Origin of the sequence: Dactylosporangium sp. CA-139066 (assembly GCF_050936175.1) — a bacterium.
In the GTDB taxonomy this organism is placed as follows: Bacteria; Actinomycetota; Actinomycetes; order Mycobacteriales; family Micromonosporaceae; genus Dactylosporangium.
In genome coordinates this window covers 1,793,942-1,807,121 of the sequence record NZ_JBNJNH010000001.1, presented here as the reverse complement: position 1 = coordinate 1,807,121, position 13,180 = coordinate 1,793,942, and the positions used below count along the sequence as shown (strand labels likewise).

At 75.2% G+C, this 13,180-nt stretch carries 14 protein-coding genes; 6 read left to right on the top strand and 8 right to left on the bottom strand.

What is annotated here, in order from left to right; all coding sequences use genetic code 11:
* Positions 1-42 precede the first annotated feature (42 nt).
* Complete coding sequence (locus tag ACQEVU_RS08335) at positions 43-795, top strand: SDR family NAD(P)-dependent oxidoreductase (protein WP_433321963.1); 753 nt, start codon at positions 43-45, stop codon at positions 793-795.
* A gap of 4 nt (positions 796-799) precedes the next feature.
* Here ACQEVU_RS08335 and ACQEVU_RS08330 read toward each other — a convergent pair whose 3' ends face one another.
* The 4 genes from ACQEVU_RS08330 to ACQEVU_RS08315 form a co-directional block, all read right to left on the bottom strand.
* A complete protein-coding gene (locus tag ACQEVU_RS08330; RefSeq protein ID WP_433321961.1) occupies positions 800-1,687 on the bottom strand; it encodes a type 1 glutamine amidotransferase in 888 nt (295 codons plus the stop codon).
* A gap of 100 nt (positions 1,688-1,787) precedes the next feature.
* A complete protein-coding gene (locus tag ACQEVU_RS08325; RefSeq protein WP_433321960.1) occupies positions 1,788-2,210 on the bottom strand; it encodes an FMN-binding protein in 423 nt (140 codons plus the stop codon).
* 16 nt (positions 2,211-2,226) lie between these two features.
* Entirely contained in the window at positions 2,227-3,594 is a 1,368-nt protein-coding gene (locus ACQEVU_RS08320) for a ferredoxin reductase family protein (RefSeq protein ID WP_433321959.1), read from the bottom strand.
* A 4-nt stretch (positions 3,595-3,598) separates the two neighbouring features.
* Entirely contained in the window at positions 3,599-4,246 is a 648-nt protein-coding gene (locus tag ACQEVU_RS08315) for a TetR/AcrR family transcriptional regulator (RefSeq protein WP_433321958.1), read from the bottom strand.
* Positions 4,247-4,368: 122 nt separating this feature from the next.
* Between ACQEVU_RS08315 and ACQEVU_RS08310 the strand changes: the two genes are divergently transcribed.
* Both ACQEVU_RS08310 and ACQEVU_RS08305 read left to right on the top strand, forming a co-directional pair.
* Entirely contained in the window at positions 4,369-4,935 is a 567-nt protein-coding gene (locus ACQEVU_RS08310) for a class I SAM-dependent methyltransferase (protein WP_433321957.1), read from the top strand.
* Between the two features lie 73 nt (positions 4,936-5,008).
* Complete coding sequence (locus ACQEVU_RS08305) at positions 5,009-5,509, top strand: DinB family protein (RefSeq protein ID WP_433321956.1); 501 nt, start codon at positions 5,009-5,011, stop codon at positions 5,507-5,509.
* On the opposite strand, the gene ACQEVU_RS08300 is transcribed toward ACQEVU_RS08305, so the two are convergent.
* Together ACQEVU_RS08300 and ACQEVU_RS08295 are read right to left on the bottom strand one after the other, a co-directional pair.
* On the bottom strand, positions 5,496-5,708 hold the full coding sequence (locus ACQEVU_RS08300; protein ID WP_433321955.1) for a hypothetical protein: 213 nt from the start codon (positions 5,706-5,708) through the stop codon (positions 5,496-5,498). The two genes, ACQEVU_RS08305 and ACQEVU_RS08300, sit on opposite strands and share 14 nt — an antisense overlap.
* A gap of 7 nt (positions 5,709-5,715) precedes the next feature.
* Positions 5,716-6,426 carry an MBL fold metallo-hydrolase gene (locus tag ACQEVU_RS08295; protein ID WP_433321954.1) on the bottom strand — a complete coding sequence of 237 codons (711 nt, stop codon included), beginning with the start codon at positions 6,424-6,426 and terminating at the stop codon, positions 5,716-5,718.
* Between the two features lie 70 nt (positions 6,427-6,496).
* Here ACQEVU_RS08295 and ACQEVU_RS08290 point away from each other — a divergent pair, with 70 nt between their 5' ends.
* The 3 genes from ACQEVU_RS08290 to ACQEVU_RS08280 all read left to right on the top strand — a co-directional run bounded on the left by ACQEVU_RS08290 (position 6,497) and on the right by ACQEVU_RS08280 (position 10,180).
* Positions 6,497-7,444, top strand: coding sequence for a GlxA family transcriptional regulator (locus ACQEVU_RS08290; protein ID WP_433321953.1), 948 nt, complete (start codon positions 6,497-6,499; stop codon positions 7,442-7,444).
* Between the two features lie 30 nt (positions 7,445-7,474).
* The gene (locus ACQEVU_RS08285) at positions 7,475-8,773 is read left to right on the top strand and encodes a helix-turn-helix domain-containing protein (RefSeq protein ID WP_433321952.1); all 1,299 of its coding nucleotides are present in this window, start codon (positions 7,475-7,477) and stop codon (positions 8,771-8,773) included.
* Positions 8,774-8,893: 120 nt separating this feature from the next.
* Complete coding sequence (locus ACQEVU_RS08280; RefSeq protein ID WP_433321951.1) at positions 8,894-10,180, top strand: helix-turn-helix domain-containing protein; 1,287 nt, start codon at positions 8,894-8,896, stop codon at positions 10,178-10,180.
* Between the two features lie 101 nt (positions 10,181-10,281).
* On the opposite strand, the gene ACQEVU_RS08275 is transcribed toward ACQEVU_RS08280, so the two are convergent.
* A complete protein-coding gene (locus ACQEVU_RS08275) occupies positions 10,282-12,624 on the bottom strand; it encodes a M4 family metallopeptidase (protein ID WP_433321950.1) in 2,343 nt (780 codons plus the stop codon).
* A 189-nt stretch (positions 12,625-12,813) separates the two neighbouring features.
* Positions 12,814-13,113, bottom strand: a complete 300-nt coding sequence (locus ACQEVU_RS08270) for a hypothetical protein (RefSeq protein WP_433321949.1) — start codon at positions 13,111-13,113, stop codon at positions 12,814-12,816.
* Positions 13,114-13,180: the final 67 nt, after the last annotated feature.

The window sequence follows — 13,180 nt, the reverse complement described above, 5'->3', positions numbered from 1 at the left end:
CCACGGCACACGGCCGGGGTCGACGACGAGGAGTTCCCAGCAATGAACGTCATCATCTACGGCGCGGCGGGCGGCATCGGCACGGCGGTGGCGGAGGAGTTCGCGCGCCGCGGGGCGACGGTGCACCTGGCCGGCCGCACGGCCGGCACGCTCGAGGCGCTCGCCGCCCGCATCCGCGAGGCCGGCGGCAAGGCCGAGCCCGCGGTCGTCGACGCCTACGACGAGGCCGCCGTCGAGGCCCACGCCGAGTCCGTCGGCCGCATCGACGTCTCGCTCAACCTGGTTCCGCGCGGCGACATGCAGGGCGTCCCGCTGGTCGACATGGCGGCGGCCGACTTCACCCGCGCCGTCACCAACGGCCTCACCACCAACTTCATCACGGCCCGCGCCGCCGCCCGGCGCATGACCGTACAGGGCGCGGGCCTGATCCTGGCCCTGGACAGCGGCTCGGCGCACGGCAGCCCGATGATGGGCAGCACCGGTCCGGCCGACGCGGCGCTGGACACGTTCGTGCGCAACCTGGCGATGGAGGTCGGCCCGAGCGGCGTGCGGGTCATGGGCATCTGGGTCGCCGGCCTGCTGGAGACCCTGACGCTGGAGAAGCTGCAGGCGGTGAACGCCGCGATCGACGCGAACGCCCTGTCGGGCATCCACGCGGGCCTCGACGCCGCCCGGATGCTGCGCCGCTCCCCCACCCTGGCCGAGATCGCCGGGACGATCGCGTTCCTGGCCTCGCCGGCCGCGGGCGGCATCACCGGCACCTGGCTCAACGCGACCGGGATGTTCGCCAGCTGAGCCGTCAGCGGTGGCCGGCGGCGGCCACCTCGGGGCTCATCGCCGGGGCCACGTAGTAGCGCAGCCAGTTGTCCAGCAGCATGCGCATGCGGGCGCGAATCTCGTGGTCGGCCCAGTCGAGCTCCTCGAGGAACGCGGCGTAGTCGGCCTCCGACGGGCCCAGCTGGCCCTCGGCGATGAGCTGGGGGCGGCGGACCCGGGCCAGGGCGGCGGCGATGCCCGAGGTCAGCTCCGGGTGGACCTGCAGCGTGCGGGCCGTCGGGCCGATCGCCAGGGACTCGTTGCGGTACACCTCGCCGTACGCGAGCTCGGTCGCCGCGCCCAGCGGGGAGGAGGGCGGCACGTCGTACACCGCGTCGACGTGCGAGGTGAAGACGTCGAAGCTGTCCGGCAGGCCGTGGAACAGCGGGTCCTGCCGGCCCGCGGGCGTCAGGGTGAGGCGCTCGATGCCGAAGCGGCGGCCGCGGTGCCCGACCTTGCACACCGCGCCGGCCGTCTCCGCCTTCGCCTGGTGCGACCAGCAGATGTGCAGCTCGGGCACGCCCTGGCGCTGCGCCTCGCTCAGAAACTGCTTCACCCGCCGGATCCACGGCAGCTCCTCGTAGGAGGAGTGGCCGGAGCCGCCGCCGATGATGCCGTGCGCCTCGATCGTGGCCGGCAGGGGCTCGCCGTCGGCGACGTGCACGACCTGGATCTGGTCCGGGTCGAGGCGGGTCACCTCGGCGATCCAGTCGCGGTACGGCGTCAGGCCCAGGTCCCGGATCGGGCCCTGCTCCTGCATGTTGAGGAAGAGCAGCCGGCAGCGCTGGCGCACGTGCAGCGGCCGGCGCAGCCCGCTCACGCGGGTGGCCCCGGGATCGAGGGTGACGGCCGACGGCGGGCGGGCGGTCATGCGGCGCTTCGCTCCCGGGAACGGGCGGACAAGGGACCGGCCGATTGTGCGCCTCACTACCGGTCCGGGTCGCCCGATCCCACAAATTCCCGATAACGGATCAATCAATGTTTGCCGCATCAAGGGCGGCCTGCAGGGACCGGCGGTACCCGTCGCTGGTCACGGTGGCGCCGGAGACGGTGTCGATGTCGGCGCTCTGGGCCTGCAGGACCTCGGTGCGCAGCCGCGGCAGCGCGTACTGGTTGATCTCCCGGTCGCGCCGGTTGTTCGTCGGGTAGGTGACCGCCGTCACGTCGGTGATCCTGCCGTTGTCGACGGTGATCCGCACCTGCACCGGGCCCCAGCGGGTCGGGGCGACGGAGCCGTCGTAGGTCTTGCCCGAGCCGGTGCCCGTCGCCGGGGGCGCCGCCGCGGCGGCCGGCGGCGGCGTCGCGCCGCCCGGTCCCATGGTGCTCGTGCGGTACCCGAACAGCAGCACCAGCGCGGCCACGGTCGAGGCCAGCCACAGCACGATCCGTCGCATCAGGGAGTCCTCCGGGTCACCAGGCGAATCGTTCGGTGTGCAGGCGGTCGGGCGCGACGCCGGCGGCGCGGGCCTCCCGCAGTACGACATCGGTCCAGGCCTCGGGGCCGCAGACGTAGACGTGATGGCCGGCCACGCCCGGCACGACCGCGGGCAGCGCCGCCCCGGCGAGGCCCCGCGGCAGCCACGAGCCCTCGGCGCGCGGGCCGAGCAGGGTCACGATCCGCACCCCGCGGTGCCGGGCCAGCCAGGCCAGCTCGTCGCGGAAGGCGAGGTCGGCCTCGGTGCGGGCGCGGTAGACGAGGGTCGCCTGGCCCGCGGTGTACGGCAGGTCCCACAGCAGGGCCAGCAGCGGCGTGACGCCCACGCCGCAGGCGAACATGGTCACCGGGCCGCCGCGGTACGTCTCGCCGGTGAGCCGCCCGTACGGGCCCTCGATGAGCACCCGGGTGCCCGGGCGCAGCGCCGCCACCCGCGCGCTGCCGTCGCCGAGATCCTTGACGGTGATGCGCAGCAGGTCGTCGCGGGGCGGGCCGGACAGCGAGTACGGGTGGGCGCGCGACCAGCCGGGGCCGTCGAGGAAGCGCCACAGGAAGAACTGCCCGGCCCGCACCGGCAGCCGGTCGAGGCGGCGCCCGCGCAGGTACACCGAGACCAGCCCGGGCCCCTCGGCGCGCACCTCGCCCACGCGCAGCGCGTGGCGGCGGCTGCGCCACAGCGGCAGCCCGACCCGGAAGACGAGCACGGCGCCGGCCGCGGCGGCGTAGAGCGTCCACCAGTAGGCGCGCGCGGCCACGGAGCCGATGAAGTCCGCGCCCGTCCACAGCTGGTGCGGCAGGGCCAGGCCGACGCCGAGGTACGCGTACAGATGCAGCAAATGCCACGACTCGTAGCGCAGCCGCCGCCGCGCGGCCCGCAGGGACGTGACGGTGACCATGATCAGCGCGGCGACGCCGGCCGCGGCGAGCAGCATGCCCGGATAGTCGGTGACGAGGTCCCACAGCTCGTCGAGCACGCCCGCGTGCGCCTGCCCGGCGTAGCCCAGGACGACGAGCAGCACGTGCGCGGCCATGAGATGGAACGAGGTGAACCCGGTCCAGCGGTGCCAGCGGGCGAGCCGGTCCTGCCCGAAGGCGCGCTCCACGGCCGGGATCCGGGCCAGCAGCAGGACCTGCAGGAGCATGAGGTCGGCGGCGAACAGCCCGGCCAGCCGCCCGGCCGCGGTGACCCCCGCCCACCCGCCGCCGGCGACCTCGCCCGCCCCGCCGCCGTGCACCCACAGCGCGGCGACGACGAGCAGCGACGCCCCGGCCGCGATCCCGGCGGCGTCGGCCCACCACCAGGGCGTGTCGTGGCGCCGCACCGGCACCGCCGCTGTAGTCATGCGCTCAACGATCGGCGAGCCGGTTCCCGGCGTGCTGTGCGGACCCTGGGAGTTCGCTGGGAAACGGCGGCCCCCCGACCGCCGCGGAGATCCCGGGCGCGGCCAGCCGCTGGTACATCAGCGCCATCCGCTGCGGCGGCTGCCGGAACCCGTCGTCGATCCACCACACCAGCAGCCCGATCGCGCCGCTGGTGGCGAACTCGACCACCCCGTCGACCGGCAGGTCCGACCCGGCCGCCGCCAGGTGCGGGGCGAGATGCGGCCGCAGGAGCCCGGCGAGCAGGTCGTGCAGGCGTCCCTCTACGAGGAATGGACGTCGGAACGCGGGCCCGCCGCGGCGGCCGAACAGCGCGGCGTAGAGGGTGCGGTTGCGGTACGCGTGCGCGAACAGCCCGACGACCGGCTGCCCCGGCTCGGGCGGCGCACCCGGCCCGAGCGCGTCGAGGTCGGCCCGCAGCCGCTCGACGAGGTCCTCGAACCCGGCCATGAGCAACGCGTCCTTGTCGCGGAAGTGCGCGTAGAAGGTGGAGCGCCCGACGTCGGCCCGGTCGAGCACGTCCTGGACGGTCGTGGCCTCGTACCCCTGCTCGATGATCAGCTCGACCAGCGCCTCGCCGAGAATCCGGCGCGTGCGGCGCACCCGGCGGTCCACCCCCGCCCTCCGTTTCCGGACGAAATGCGACTTCCGTTCGGTACCGCACGCCGCCCCCGCAGCGTAACCGAACATCGTGTTCGGAAACCTGTGCGCACGAACCGATGAGGGGTCTGTTCACGATGAAGCTGCATGAGCGCATGTTCGGTCTCGCCGGCCACGCCCGCATCTACCACGGCCTGGTCCGCCCCTTCTTCTCACCCATGTACCGCCGGATCGCCGCCGACGTCGCGGGCGCCGGCCTGCCCCCGGGCGCCCGGATCCTCGACGCCGGCACCGGCCCGGGCACCGTGCCGCTCGCGCTCGCCCGGGCGGTCCCGGGCGCCCGCATCGACGGCGTCGACCTGTCGGCGGAGATGATCGAGGAGGCCCGCCGCAGCGCCGATGCGGCCGGGGTGGCCGACCGGGTGACGTTCATGGTCGCCGACGTGGCCGCGCTGCCGTTCATGGACGGCGAGTTCGACCTGATCGTGTCGTCGATGAGCCTGCACCACTGGACCGAGCCGGCGGCGGGCGTGCGCGAGCTGCGCCGCGTCCTGCGGCCGGGCGGGCGCATGTGGATCTATGACGCGCGGGTGGCGCTGGGGCGCGGGGAGGTGCCGGGCATTGCGTCGCGCCGCGAGATGGTGCGCACGGGGCGCCTGCCGTTCCGGCTCGTCGGGCGCCTGGTCTTCCAGCCGGCGCCCTGACCGAGGGGGGCGCGGGCCAGGCTGCTCGTTTTGGCCGTGTCTCGACCGCGCCGCGCGGCGATACGGTGGCGCCGTGGATCACTGCGACGAATGTGGATACGGCTACGAGGACGTCGCGGCGGGCGAGGTTCCCGCGCGGCTCGAGGCGTTCGCCGGGCGCTACGCGGAGGCCCTCGCCGGCGTCGAGGACATCCGGCGGCGGCCGGCGGACGGTGTGTGGTCGGCGCTCGAGTACACCTGCCACGTCCGTGACGTGTTCGCCGTGCAACGCGAGCGGCTCGAGCTCGCGCTGCGCGTGGACGCGCCCGAGTTCGTGCCGATGGGGCGGGACGAGCTCGTGGTGAGCCGGGCCTACAACGAGCAGGAACCGGGCCGGGTCGTCGCCGATCTCGGGGCGAACGCGTCCATGCTGGCGGCGGCGTTCGGGGCGCTCGACGCCGCCCAGCTCGACCGGGTCGGGCTCTACCCGTGGCCGGAGCCGGTCCCGCGGACGCTGCTGTGGCTCGGGCGGCACACCGTCCACGAGGGCGAGCACCACCTCATGGACATCGGGCGCGGCGTCAGGCCTCGATGATCTCGTCGGAGGCGTGCTCGGCGAACTCGGCGACGCGGACCTCGGCCATGCGCTCGTACCGGGCCGTGCGGTCCGTCCACTCGTGCTCCACGCCGAACGCCGCGCCGATCGCGACCGTCATCGGCGGGACGAACAGCTCCGGCGCGACCCAGGCGCTCGGATCGATGCTCGGCTCGGCGCCCCGGTGACGAATCCGCATCTCCGTATTACACCAGCACGGACCCCAGGCCGGCCTCGTCGAACGCGACCCGGACGTCGTCGTGGCCCTCGGTGAAGTGGGCCCACGAGTCGACGTGCACGACGGCGACCTCGCGGGCGCCGAGGATGCGGGCGGCCTCGACCAGGCCGGCGGCGTCGAGGGTCAGGTTCGCCGCGCCGAGCAGCGCGGTGCGGGCCGCGCCGCCGAAGAGCACGGCGACCTCGATGTCGGGGAAGCGGTCCGCGACCTGCCGCACGACGGGGAGCGAGGCGTTGTCGCCGCTGACGTACACCGTCGGCGCCCCGGAGGCGGCCAGCACGAACCCGGTGACGGGCCCGGTGAGGTGCTCGGTGCCGTCCGGCCCGTGCTGCGCGGGCACGGCCGTGACGGTGACGCCGCCCTGGTGCGCCGACGCCCACGGCTCCAGCCCGCGCACGCCGCCACCGAGGCGTCCGGCGGCGGTGGGGGTGGACAGCACCAGGGGTACCGACGAAAGGAAATCGCGACCGGAGCGGTCCAGGTTGTCGGGGTGCTGGTCGTGGGACAGCAGCACGACGTCGGCCGCGTCCGGGGCCGGCGCGAGCGGCGGGGCCGTCTTGACCAGCGTGCGGTCGCCGATCGGGTACTCGCCCGGCTCGTCGAAGGTCGGGTCGGTCACGAAGCGCAGGCCGCCGTAGGTGAACGAGACGGTCGGCCCGCCGAAGCGCTGGAATCTCATGACCCCAGCCTGGCCGCGCGGTGGCGGGCGCGACAGTGGCGCAAAAGCCCATGTCCGATACATTCAAGCCATGAGCCGCAGCCGTACCGTGATCGGCGTCGTCATCGGCGACGGCGCCCCGATGCTGGAGGTCGCCGTCGCGCCCCGGGTGTTCGGCGTCGCCGGCTTCGAGGTGCGCACCGCCGGCGAGGTGCCCGGGCCGCTGACGACCACCGCCGGCATCGCGATCACCCCGCCCCACCCGCTGGCCGCGCTCGACGAGGCCGGCGTCGTGATCGTCCCCGGCTGGCGCATCCCCGGCGGCGCGCCGGTCGCGCCGGAGGTGCTGGCGACGGTGCGCCGCGCCCACGCCGAGGGCGCCACGGTCGTGGGCCTGTGCCTGGGCTCGTTCGTCCTGGCCGAGGCCGGCGTGCTCGACGGCCGCCGGGCCACCACCCACTGGCGCCACCTCGACACGTTCGCCGCGCGCTTCCCCGAGGTGAGCGTCGTCGGCGACGTCCTGTACGTCGACGAGGGCCCGATCGTCACCAGCGCCGGCAGCGCGGCCGGCCTCGACGCCTGCCTGCATCTGCTGCGCCGCGACCACGGGCCCGAGGTGGCCAACGCGGCCGCGCGCACGCTCGTCGTCGCACCGCAGCGCGCCGGCGGCCAGGCCCAGTTCGTCGAGCACCCGGTCCCCCGCCTGCCGGCCGGCGACGCCGTCGCCGACGCCATGCGCTTCGCCCTGGACCGCCTCGGCGAGCCCGGGCTGGACGTGAACGCGCTGGCCGCCGCCGTACACCTGAGCCGCCGCACGTTCGACCGCCGCTTCCGGCAGGCCACCGGCTGCTCCCCGTTGCAGTGGCTGCTCACCCAGCGCGTGCTGCGCGCCCAGCACCTGCTGAGCACCACGGACGCCGGCATCGACGCGGTGGCCCGGGCGAGCGGCTTCGCCGACGGCGTCGCGCTGCGGCCCCACTTCCGGCGCGCGGTGGGCGTGCCTCCGCAGACGTACCGCGCCGGCTTCCGCGCGGCCTGAGCGCACGCGGCCGCGGTTAGAGTGGTGTGCGTGAGTACCCAGGCCGCGCAGTCCGTCGGGGCGGGCATCCGCCGGCTGCGGACCGCCCGCGGGCTCACCCAGCGCGACCTCGCCCAGCCGGAGTACAGCCGCGCCCTGCTCGCCGCCGTCGAGGCCGGGATCCGTTCGCCCACCGACGATCTGCTGCGGCACGTGGCCCGCCGCCTCGACGTGGAGCTCGACGACCTGCGCCACGGCCGCCCGCCGGGCGCCGCCGACGAGCTGGCCGCGGCGCTGCGCGAGGCCCGCATCGCCCTGGCCCGCGGCGAGGCCGAGGCCGCCGAGGACGTGTTCGGGCGGGTGCGCCGCGACGCCACGCGATACGCGCTCACCGACCTCGCCACCTGGGCCGGGTACCTCGTCGGCGAGGCCCGCCTGCAGCGCGGCGACCTGAATGCGGCGATGGCCGCCTTCGACGACCTCGGCGACCTCATGGCCGCGGCCGGCCCGGCGCCGAGGGCGGCGGTGCTCGCCCGGCGCGCGTACTGCCAGTTCGCGGGCGGGGACGCGGCCGGCGCGGTCGCGAGCATCGAGGCGGCGCTCACCGCCGAGCGGCGCCGGCCCGACGGCGACGCGGACGCGCAGCTGCGGCTGTCGAGCGCCCTGATGTACGCCTACCTGGAGCTCGACTGGCGCGACCGCGCCCGGCAGGTCGAGGCGCAGGCCCAGCCGCTGCTGGCGGGGACCACCAACCGCGAGTGGCTGGGCCAGTTCCTCACCATCGCCGGCCAGCTGCGCCGCACCGAGGCGGAGCTGCCCGCGGCCGAGCGGATGTTCACCGAGGCCGGCCGGCTCTACGAGGAGCTCGGCCTGACCCGCGAGGTCGGGCTGTGCCACTGGGCCCACGGCTACGTGCTGCGCCGCGTCGGCCGGCTCGACGGCGCGGCCGAGGCGTTCGGCGCCGCCTGCCAGGTGCTCGAACGGGTCGGCGCCGCGCAGGATCTCGCCGGCGCCGCGCTCGAGCTGGCCGAGGTACGCCGCCGGCAGGGCGACCTCGCCGAGGCCGCGCGCCTGGCCCGCGAGGCGGCCGAGGTGTGCGCGCGCTCGCAGCACCTGGAGTGCATGGCCGAGGCCGACCGGCTGCTCGGGCTCGTCGCCGCGGCGCGTGGGGAGGCCGGCGCCGAGGACCTGCTCGGCCGGGCCGCCGACCGCTACGCCCGGATCGGGCTCATGGCCGAGGTCATGGCGACCTGCCGGGCGCTCGGCGAGCTGCAGCTGGCCCGGGGCGGCACGGCCGACGCCGCCGCCACGTTCCGCCGCGGCCTCGAGGCCGCCCGGGTCCTGCGATGAACGCCATCACCAGTCGCTGCGGGGGCCTGCGGTGAGCGACATCGGACTGCGCGCTTCCGCGCCGCGGACAGTCAGCGGCGGCACCGCCAGGTTTGGTCGCGGCCTTGCCGGGGGCCTGCGGTGAGCGACATCGGGGGGCGCGTGCACGCGCTGCGCACGGCGCGGGGGCTCACGCAGCGGCAGCTGGCCGAGCCGCGCTACACCGCCGCGTACGTCTCCTCCGTCGAGGCCGGCCGCCGCACCCCGAGCACCGACGCGCTCGCCCACTTCGCCCACCGCCTGGGCGTGAGCCGCCAGCAGCTGCTCACCGGCCGGGAGGACGCCGCGGGTGTACTCCTCGTGCGCGCCCTGACCGAAGCCGACCTCGCCGCTTTGTCCGATGTGGACGGTGCTCGGTCGGCGTACCAGAGCCTGACCGCGGATCCCGAGGTGGCCGCCGGCGCGCACGAGGGCCTCGGCCGGCTCGCCCTCGACGCCGGCGACACGGCGGCCGCCCTCGAGTGCTTCGCGGCGGCCGAGGAGGCCGGCGCCGGACGCCCGCCGCACCTGCGGGCCGGGGCGGTGGCCGGCCGGGCCGCGTGCGTGCGGGCCCAGGGCGACGTGCGCTACGCCGCCTACCTGCTGTCGCGGGCCGTCGAGGAGCTGCACGCGGCCGGCCTGCCCGACCCGGCGGCGCTGCTGATGCTCAATGCGGACCTTGCGGTGTACCACGCGCAGGCCGGCGAATGGGACGCGGCCGCGCGATCGGCGGAGGCCGCGTTGGCGCTCGCCGGCCCGGACGACCCGGTCGCGGCGGCCCGCGGGCACCTCGCCGTGGCCGGTACGCTCCTGGCCGCCGGCGACGAGCGGGGCGCGGAGCCGGCCCTCGCCCAGGCGCGGGCGGCGATCGGCGCGGCCCGGCTGCGCCCGGCGCTCGCGCGGTGCCGCTGGCTGCGCGGCCGCGCCCTGGCCGCGGCCGGCGCCGAACACGCGGTCGCCCAGGCGGACCTGGCCTCGGCCGAGGCCGACCTGGCGGAGGCTCACCGGCGGCTGCCCGGCGACGGCGCGGTCGCGGCCGATCTCGCACTGGTGCTCCGGGCCCTGGGCCGCGGCGCCGAGGCCGCTCGCCTCCTTGAGTCCACAGTGGACGGGCCGGCGGTCGCGCACGCGCGGGCGCGGCTGGCGCTCGACGGCGGCGACGCGGCGGGCGCCGAGGGGCACCTGCGCGCCGCCGCCGACGGCTACCGCGCCGCCGGCGACGGCCGCGAGCTCGCGACCGTCGTGCTGGCGCTGGGCGACCTCCTCGACGCGGGTGGGCGCGCCGAGGAGGCCGCCAACCTGCTCCACGCCGGGCTACGCGACGTGGAGCAGATCTCCGCGGCGCGGGCACCGGCCGCCACCGGTACTGCGCCCGCACCGCACCGCTGACTCCCCGGGGTCAGCGGTACCCGGCACCGTGCCCCCGGCGCCGGTGGAGCCTCGGGCGGCGCGGGCACCGGTCGGGGTGCCCGCGCCACGCTGCCTCAGGATCAGCAGCTACCGGCGTCGGTCCAGACCGCCCACGAGCCGGGCGCGCCGGGCTCGGCGCCGGTGGAGTACCAGGTCGAGTTCCACAGGTGGCCGTTGTACGACACCCTGTCCCCCGGCACGTAGGGCTTCGTCGCGCTCCACGCCGCCACGCCGCCGCAGCCGGGCGGGGTGCCGCCGGACACGGTGAGCGTGAACGTCGCCGCCTGCGTCGCCGTGGTGCCGGCGCCGGTGACGGTCAGCGTGTACGTCCCGGCGGTGGCGGTCGAGGCGACCGACACGCTCAGCGTGGCCGAGCCGCCGGAGGTGACCGACGCGGGGCTGACCGTCGCCGTCACGCCGGCCGGGGCGCCGCTCACCGACAGGTTCACCGGCTGCGGGCTGCCCTGCGTCGTCGCGGTCGACACCGTCGAGGTCGTCGAGGCGCCCGGGGCCACCGTGGCCGCGTTCGGCGACAGCGACAGCGAGAAGCCGTTGCCCGGGTTGGTGTTGGTGACCGTGAGCGTGTACGTCGCGGTGTGGCTGCCGGACGCGCCGGTGCCGGTCACCGTGACCGTGCGGGTGCCCGCGGTCGCGGACGAGGTCGCCGTGAACGTCAGCGTCGACGAGCCGCCCGCCGTGACCGAGGCCGGGCTGAACGTCGCGGTGACGCCGGTCCCGAGCCCGGACGCGCTCAGGCTCACCGTCTGGGCGGTGCCCGAGGTGACCTGCGTGGCGACCGTGGCGCTCACGGTGCCGCCCTGCTGCACGGAGCCGGACGACGGGCTGAGGCTCAGCGAGAAGTCGTTCTGCTGTGCGGTACCGCAGGCCGGCTCCCCCGACTGCGCGGGCACGCTGATGGCGGACCACGCCGCCTTGACCGTGTTGCACTCCTGGGAGTTGGCGCCGAAGAGGTTGACGGCGGCGCGCAGGGTCGCCCCGCGGTACTTGGCGTAGGACCAGCCGGACGTCTTCATGTTCATCGCGCCGAGGAAGATCTGCCCGGCCTTCTGGATGCCCACGCCCGAGACGGTCGTGCCGTTGCAGGTGGGGCTGGTCGGCTGCCCGTCGGTCGGGTTCGTGCCCTCGGCGACGAGGTAGAACCAGTGGTTGAGCGGGCCGGCGGCGCTGTGCACCTCGGTGCGCGGGATCGCCGAGGAGTAGCAGTCGGGGTCGCCGTTGGTCGAGGGCCGGTACATGTACCGGATCGGGCCGGAGCCGACGAGGTTGACCTCCTCGCCGACCGTGTAGTCCGGCGGGTCGTTCGGGTTGTTGGCGTACCACTCGGTGAGCGCCCCGAAGATGTCGCCGGTGCCCTCCCCGAGCCCGTTCTCCGCCGCCGTGCCCGCGCCCGTGTACTGGTCGATGGCGTGGCCCATCTCGTGCCCGACGACGTCGAGGTTCGTGGCCTGCTGGTTGCCGGCCTGGTTGTGCCCGAACGTGCCGGACGAGCCGTCCCAGTACGCGTTGACGTCGTTGAGCCCGACGTACAGCGGGAAGGCGCGCCCGTTGCCGTCGATCCCGCTGCGGCCGAGCCAGTTGCGCAGCATGTCCCACTCGCGCTCGACGGCGTAGTACGCGTCGACGCAAGCGGTCTGCAGGTCCGTCCCCGCCCCCGTGCCGCCGTTGGTGTACACCTGGTGGCTGCTGTTGTTGCCGCACGACAGCCCGGGCCGGCTCGGGTCGCGCAGCGTGCCGCTCGTCGTGTCAATCTGGATGTTGCCGTTGTAGTAGCCGCGCGCCGCCTCGTACACGACGTCGTCCTTTGTGGACAGCACGCCACCGGTCTGCGCGTCGACGTACACGTGCAGCCGGCTCGGCCGGTTCTCGCTCGTGCCGCTCAGCAGCACCTCCCACGCCAGCCGCGGCGTGGCGGTCAGCGCGTGAACCACGAGCTGGGCCTGCCCGACGGTCTGCACCTTGTCGAGCTCGGCGCGGGCGGTGGCGGTGGCCCGCTCGGCGCTCACCTTGGGCTTGAGGTCGCCGAGCCCGCTGATGCGCCCGTGGTCGGCGGCGAGGGTGTCGCGCACCCGCCCGGCCGAGTCGGTGACGACGACCGCGTCGCCGCCAACGACGGGCAGCCCGCGGTACGTGCGGTCGTACGTGACGTACTGGAATCCGCCGGACCCGCCGACGACAGCGCGCCGCACGAACGTCTCGTCGGCACCCTTCGCGAGCGCGTCGACACCGCTGGTGGCGACCTTGTCGGCGGCGACCGCGGCGAGCGCGGCGGGACTTGCGGTGACGGCCTGGGCGGGCGGCCGCCGGTCTTCCTGGGCACTGGCGTTCGGCACGACGGCCAGCGCCACGGTGGCGGCGCCGGCGGTCACCACCGTCAGCGCCGCGAGCAGGGTTCTGCCTCGCACTGCTTACTCCTTGGGGGTGTGTGTTTCAGGAGCAGTAACGGCAGTTAACTCTGATGTATCACGCCGAAACAGTCAAGACTCTTATCAATAAGCGCAGGCACTCGGCCCCGCCCACACCCACGTCCGCCCGCCCCGAGAAGCCGCCATCACCTGGGGCAACATCGCCGGCATCCTCTTCCTGCGCGGCGACTACGCTACGGCCGCCGAGCTCCAGCGACAGCGCCTCGAGACCAACGAACGGCTCGGCGACCTCGACGGCATCGCTGCCGCCAACTGGGACTTGCCGTCGTCGGGTTGGCCGGCAGCGCGCAGAAGTTGGCCGAGGCGGTTGCCGACGATGGCAATGCCGTCGGGTCGTTGGAGCTGCTTGACGAGGTTGAATGCGGTGACGAGTCGTGGTGCGGCGGCGGCGTAGTCCTTTCGGGCCAGGTCGATTTGCGCGAGGACCGTCCTACAGGCCAGCCTCGACGCCGCCACCAAAGTCGGCATGAACGACCTCGCCCAACACCTCACCTCGCTCCTCAACGCCCCACCCAATCCGCACGACGCCGGCTAA

Bases quoted from the DNA above. Each gene is read 5' to 3' on its own strand.
- ACQEVU_RS08335 (WP_433321963.1), top strand. From the start codon at position 43: ATGAACGTCATCATCTACGGCGCGGCGGGCGGCATCGGCACGGCGGTG.
- ACQEVU_RS08330 (WP_433321961.1), bottom strand. From the start codon at position 1,687: ATGACCGCCCGCCCGCCGTCGGCCGTCACCCTCGATCCCGGGGCCACC.
- ACQEVU_RS08325 (WP_433321960.1), bottom strand. From the start codon at position 2,210: ATGCGACGGATCGTGCTGTGGCTGGCCTCGACCGTGGCCGCGCTGGTG.
- ACQEVU_RS08320 (WP_433321959.1), bottom strand. From the start codon at position 3,594: ATGACTACAGCGGCGGTGCCGGTGCGGCGCCACGACACGCCCTGGTGG.
- ACQEVU_RS08310 (WP_433321957.1), top strand. From the start codon at position 4,369: ATGAAGCTGCATGAGCGCATGTTCGGTCTCGCCGGCCACGCCCGCATC.
- ACQEVU_RS08300 (WP_433321955.1), bottom strand. From the start codon at position 5,708: ATGCGGATTCGTCACCGGGGCGCCGAGCCGAGCATCGATCCGAGCGCC.
- ACQEVU_RS08295 (WP_433321954.1), bottom strand. From the start codon at position 6,426: ATGAGATTCCAGCGCTTCGGCGGGCCGACCGTCTCGTTCACCTACGGC.
- ACQEVU_RS08290 (WP_433321953.1), top strand. From the start codon at position 6,497: ATGAGCCGCAGCCGTACCGTGATCGGCGTCGTCATCGGCGACGGCGCC.
- ACQEVU_RS08270 (WP_433321949.1), bottom strand. From the start codon at position 13,113: ATGCCGACTTTGGTGGCGGCGTCGAGGCTGGCCTGTAGGACGGTCCTC.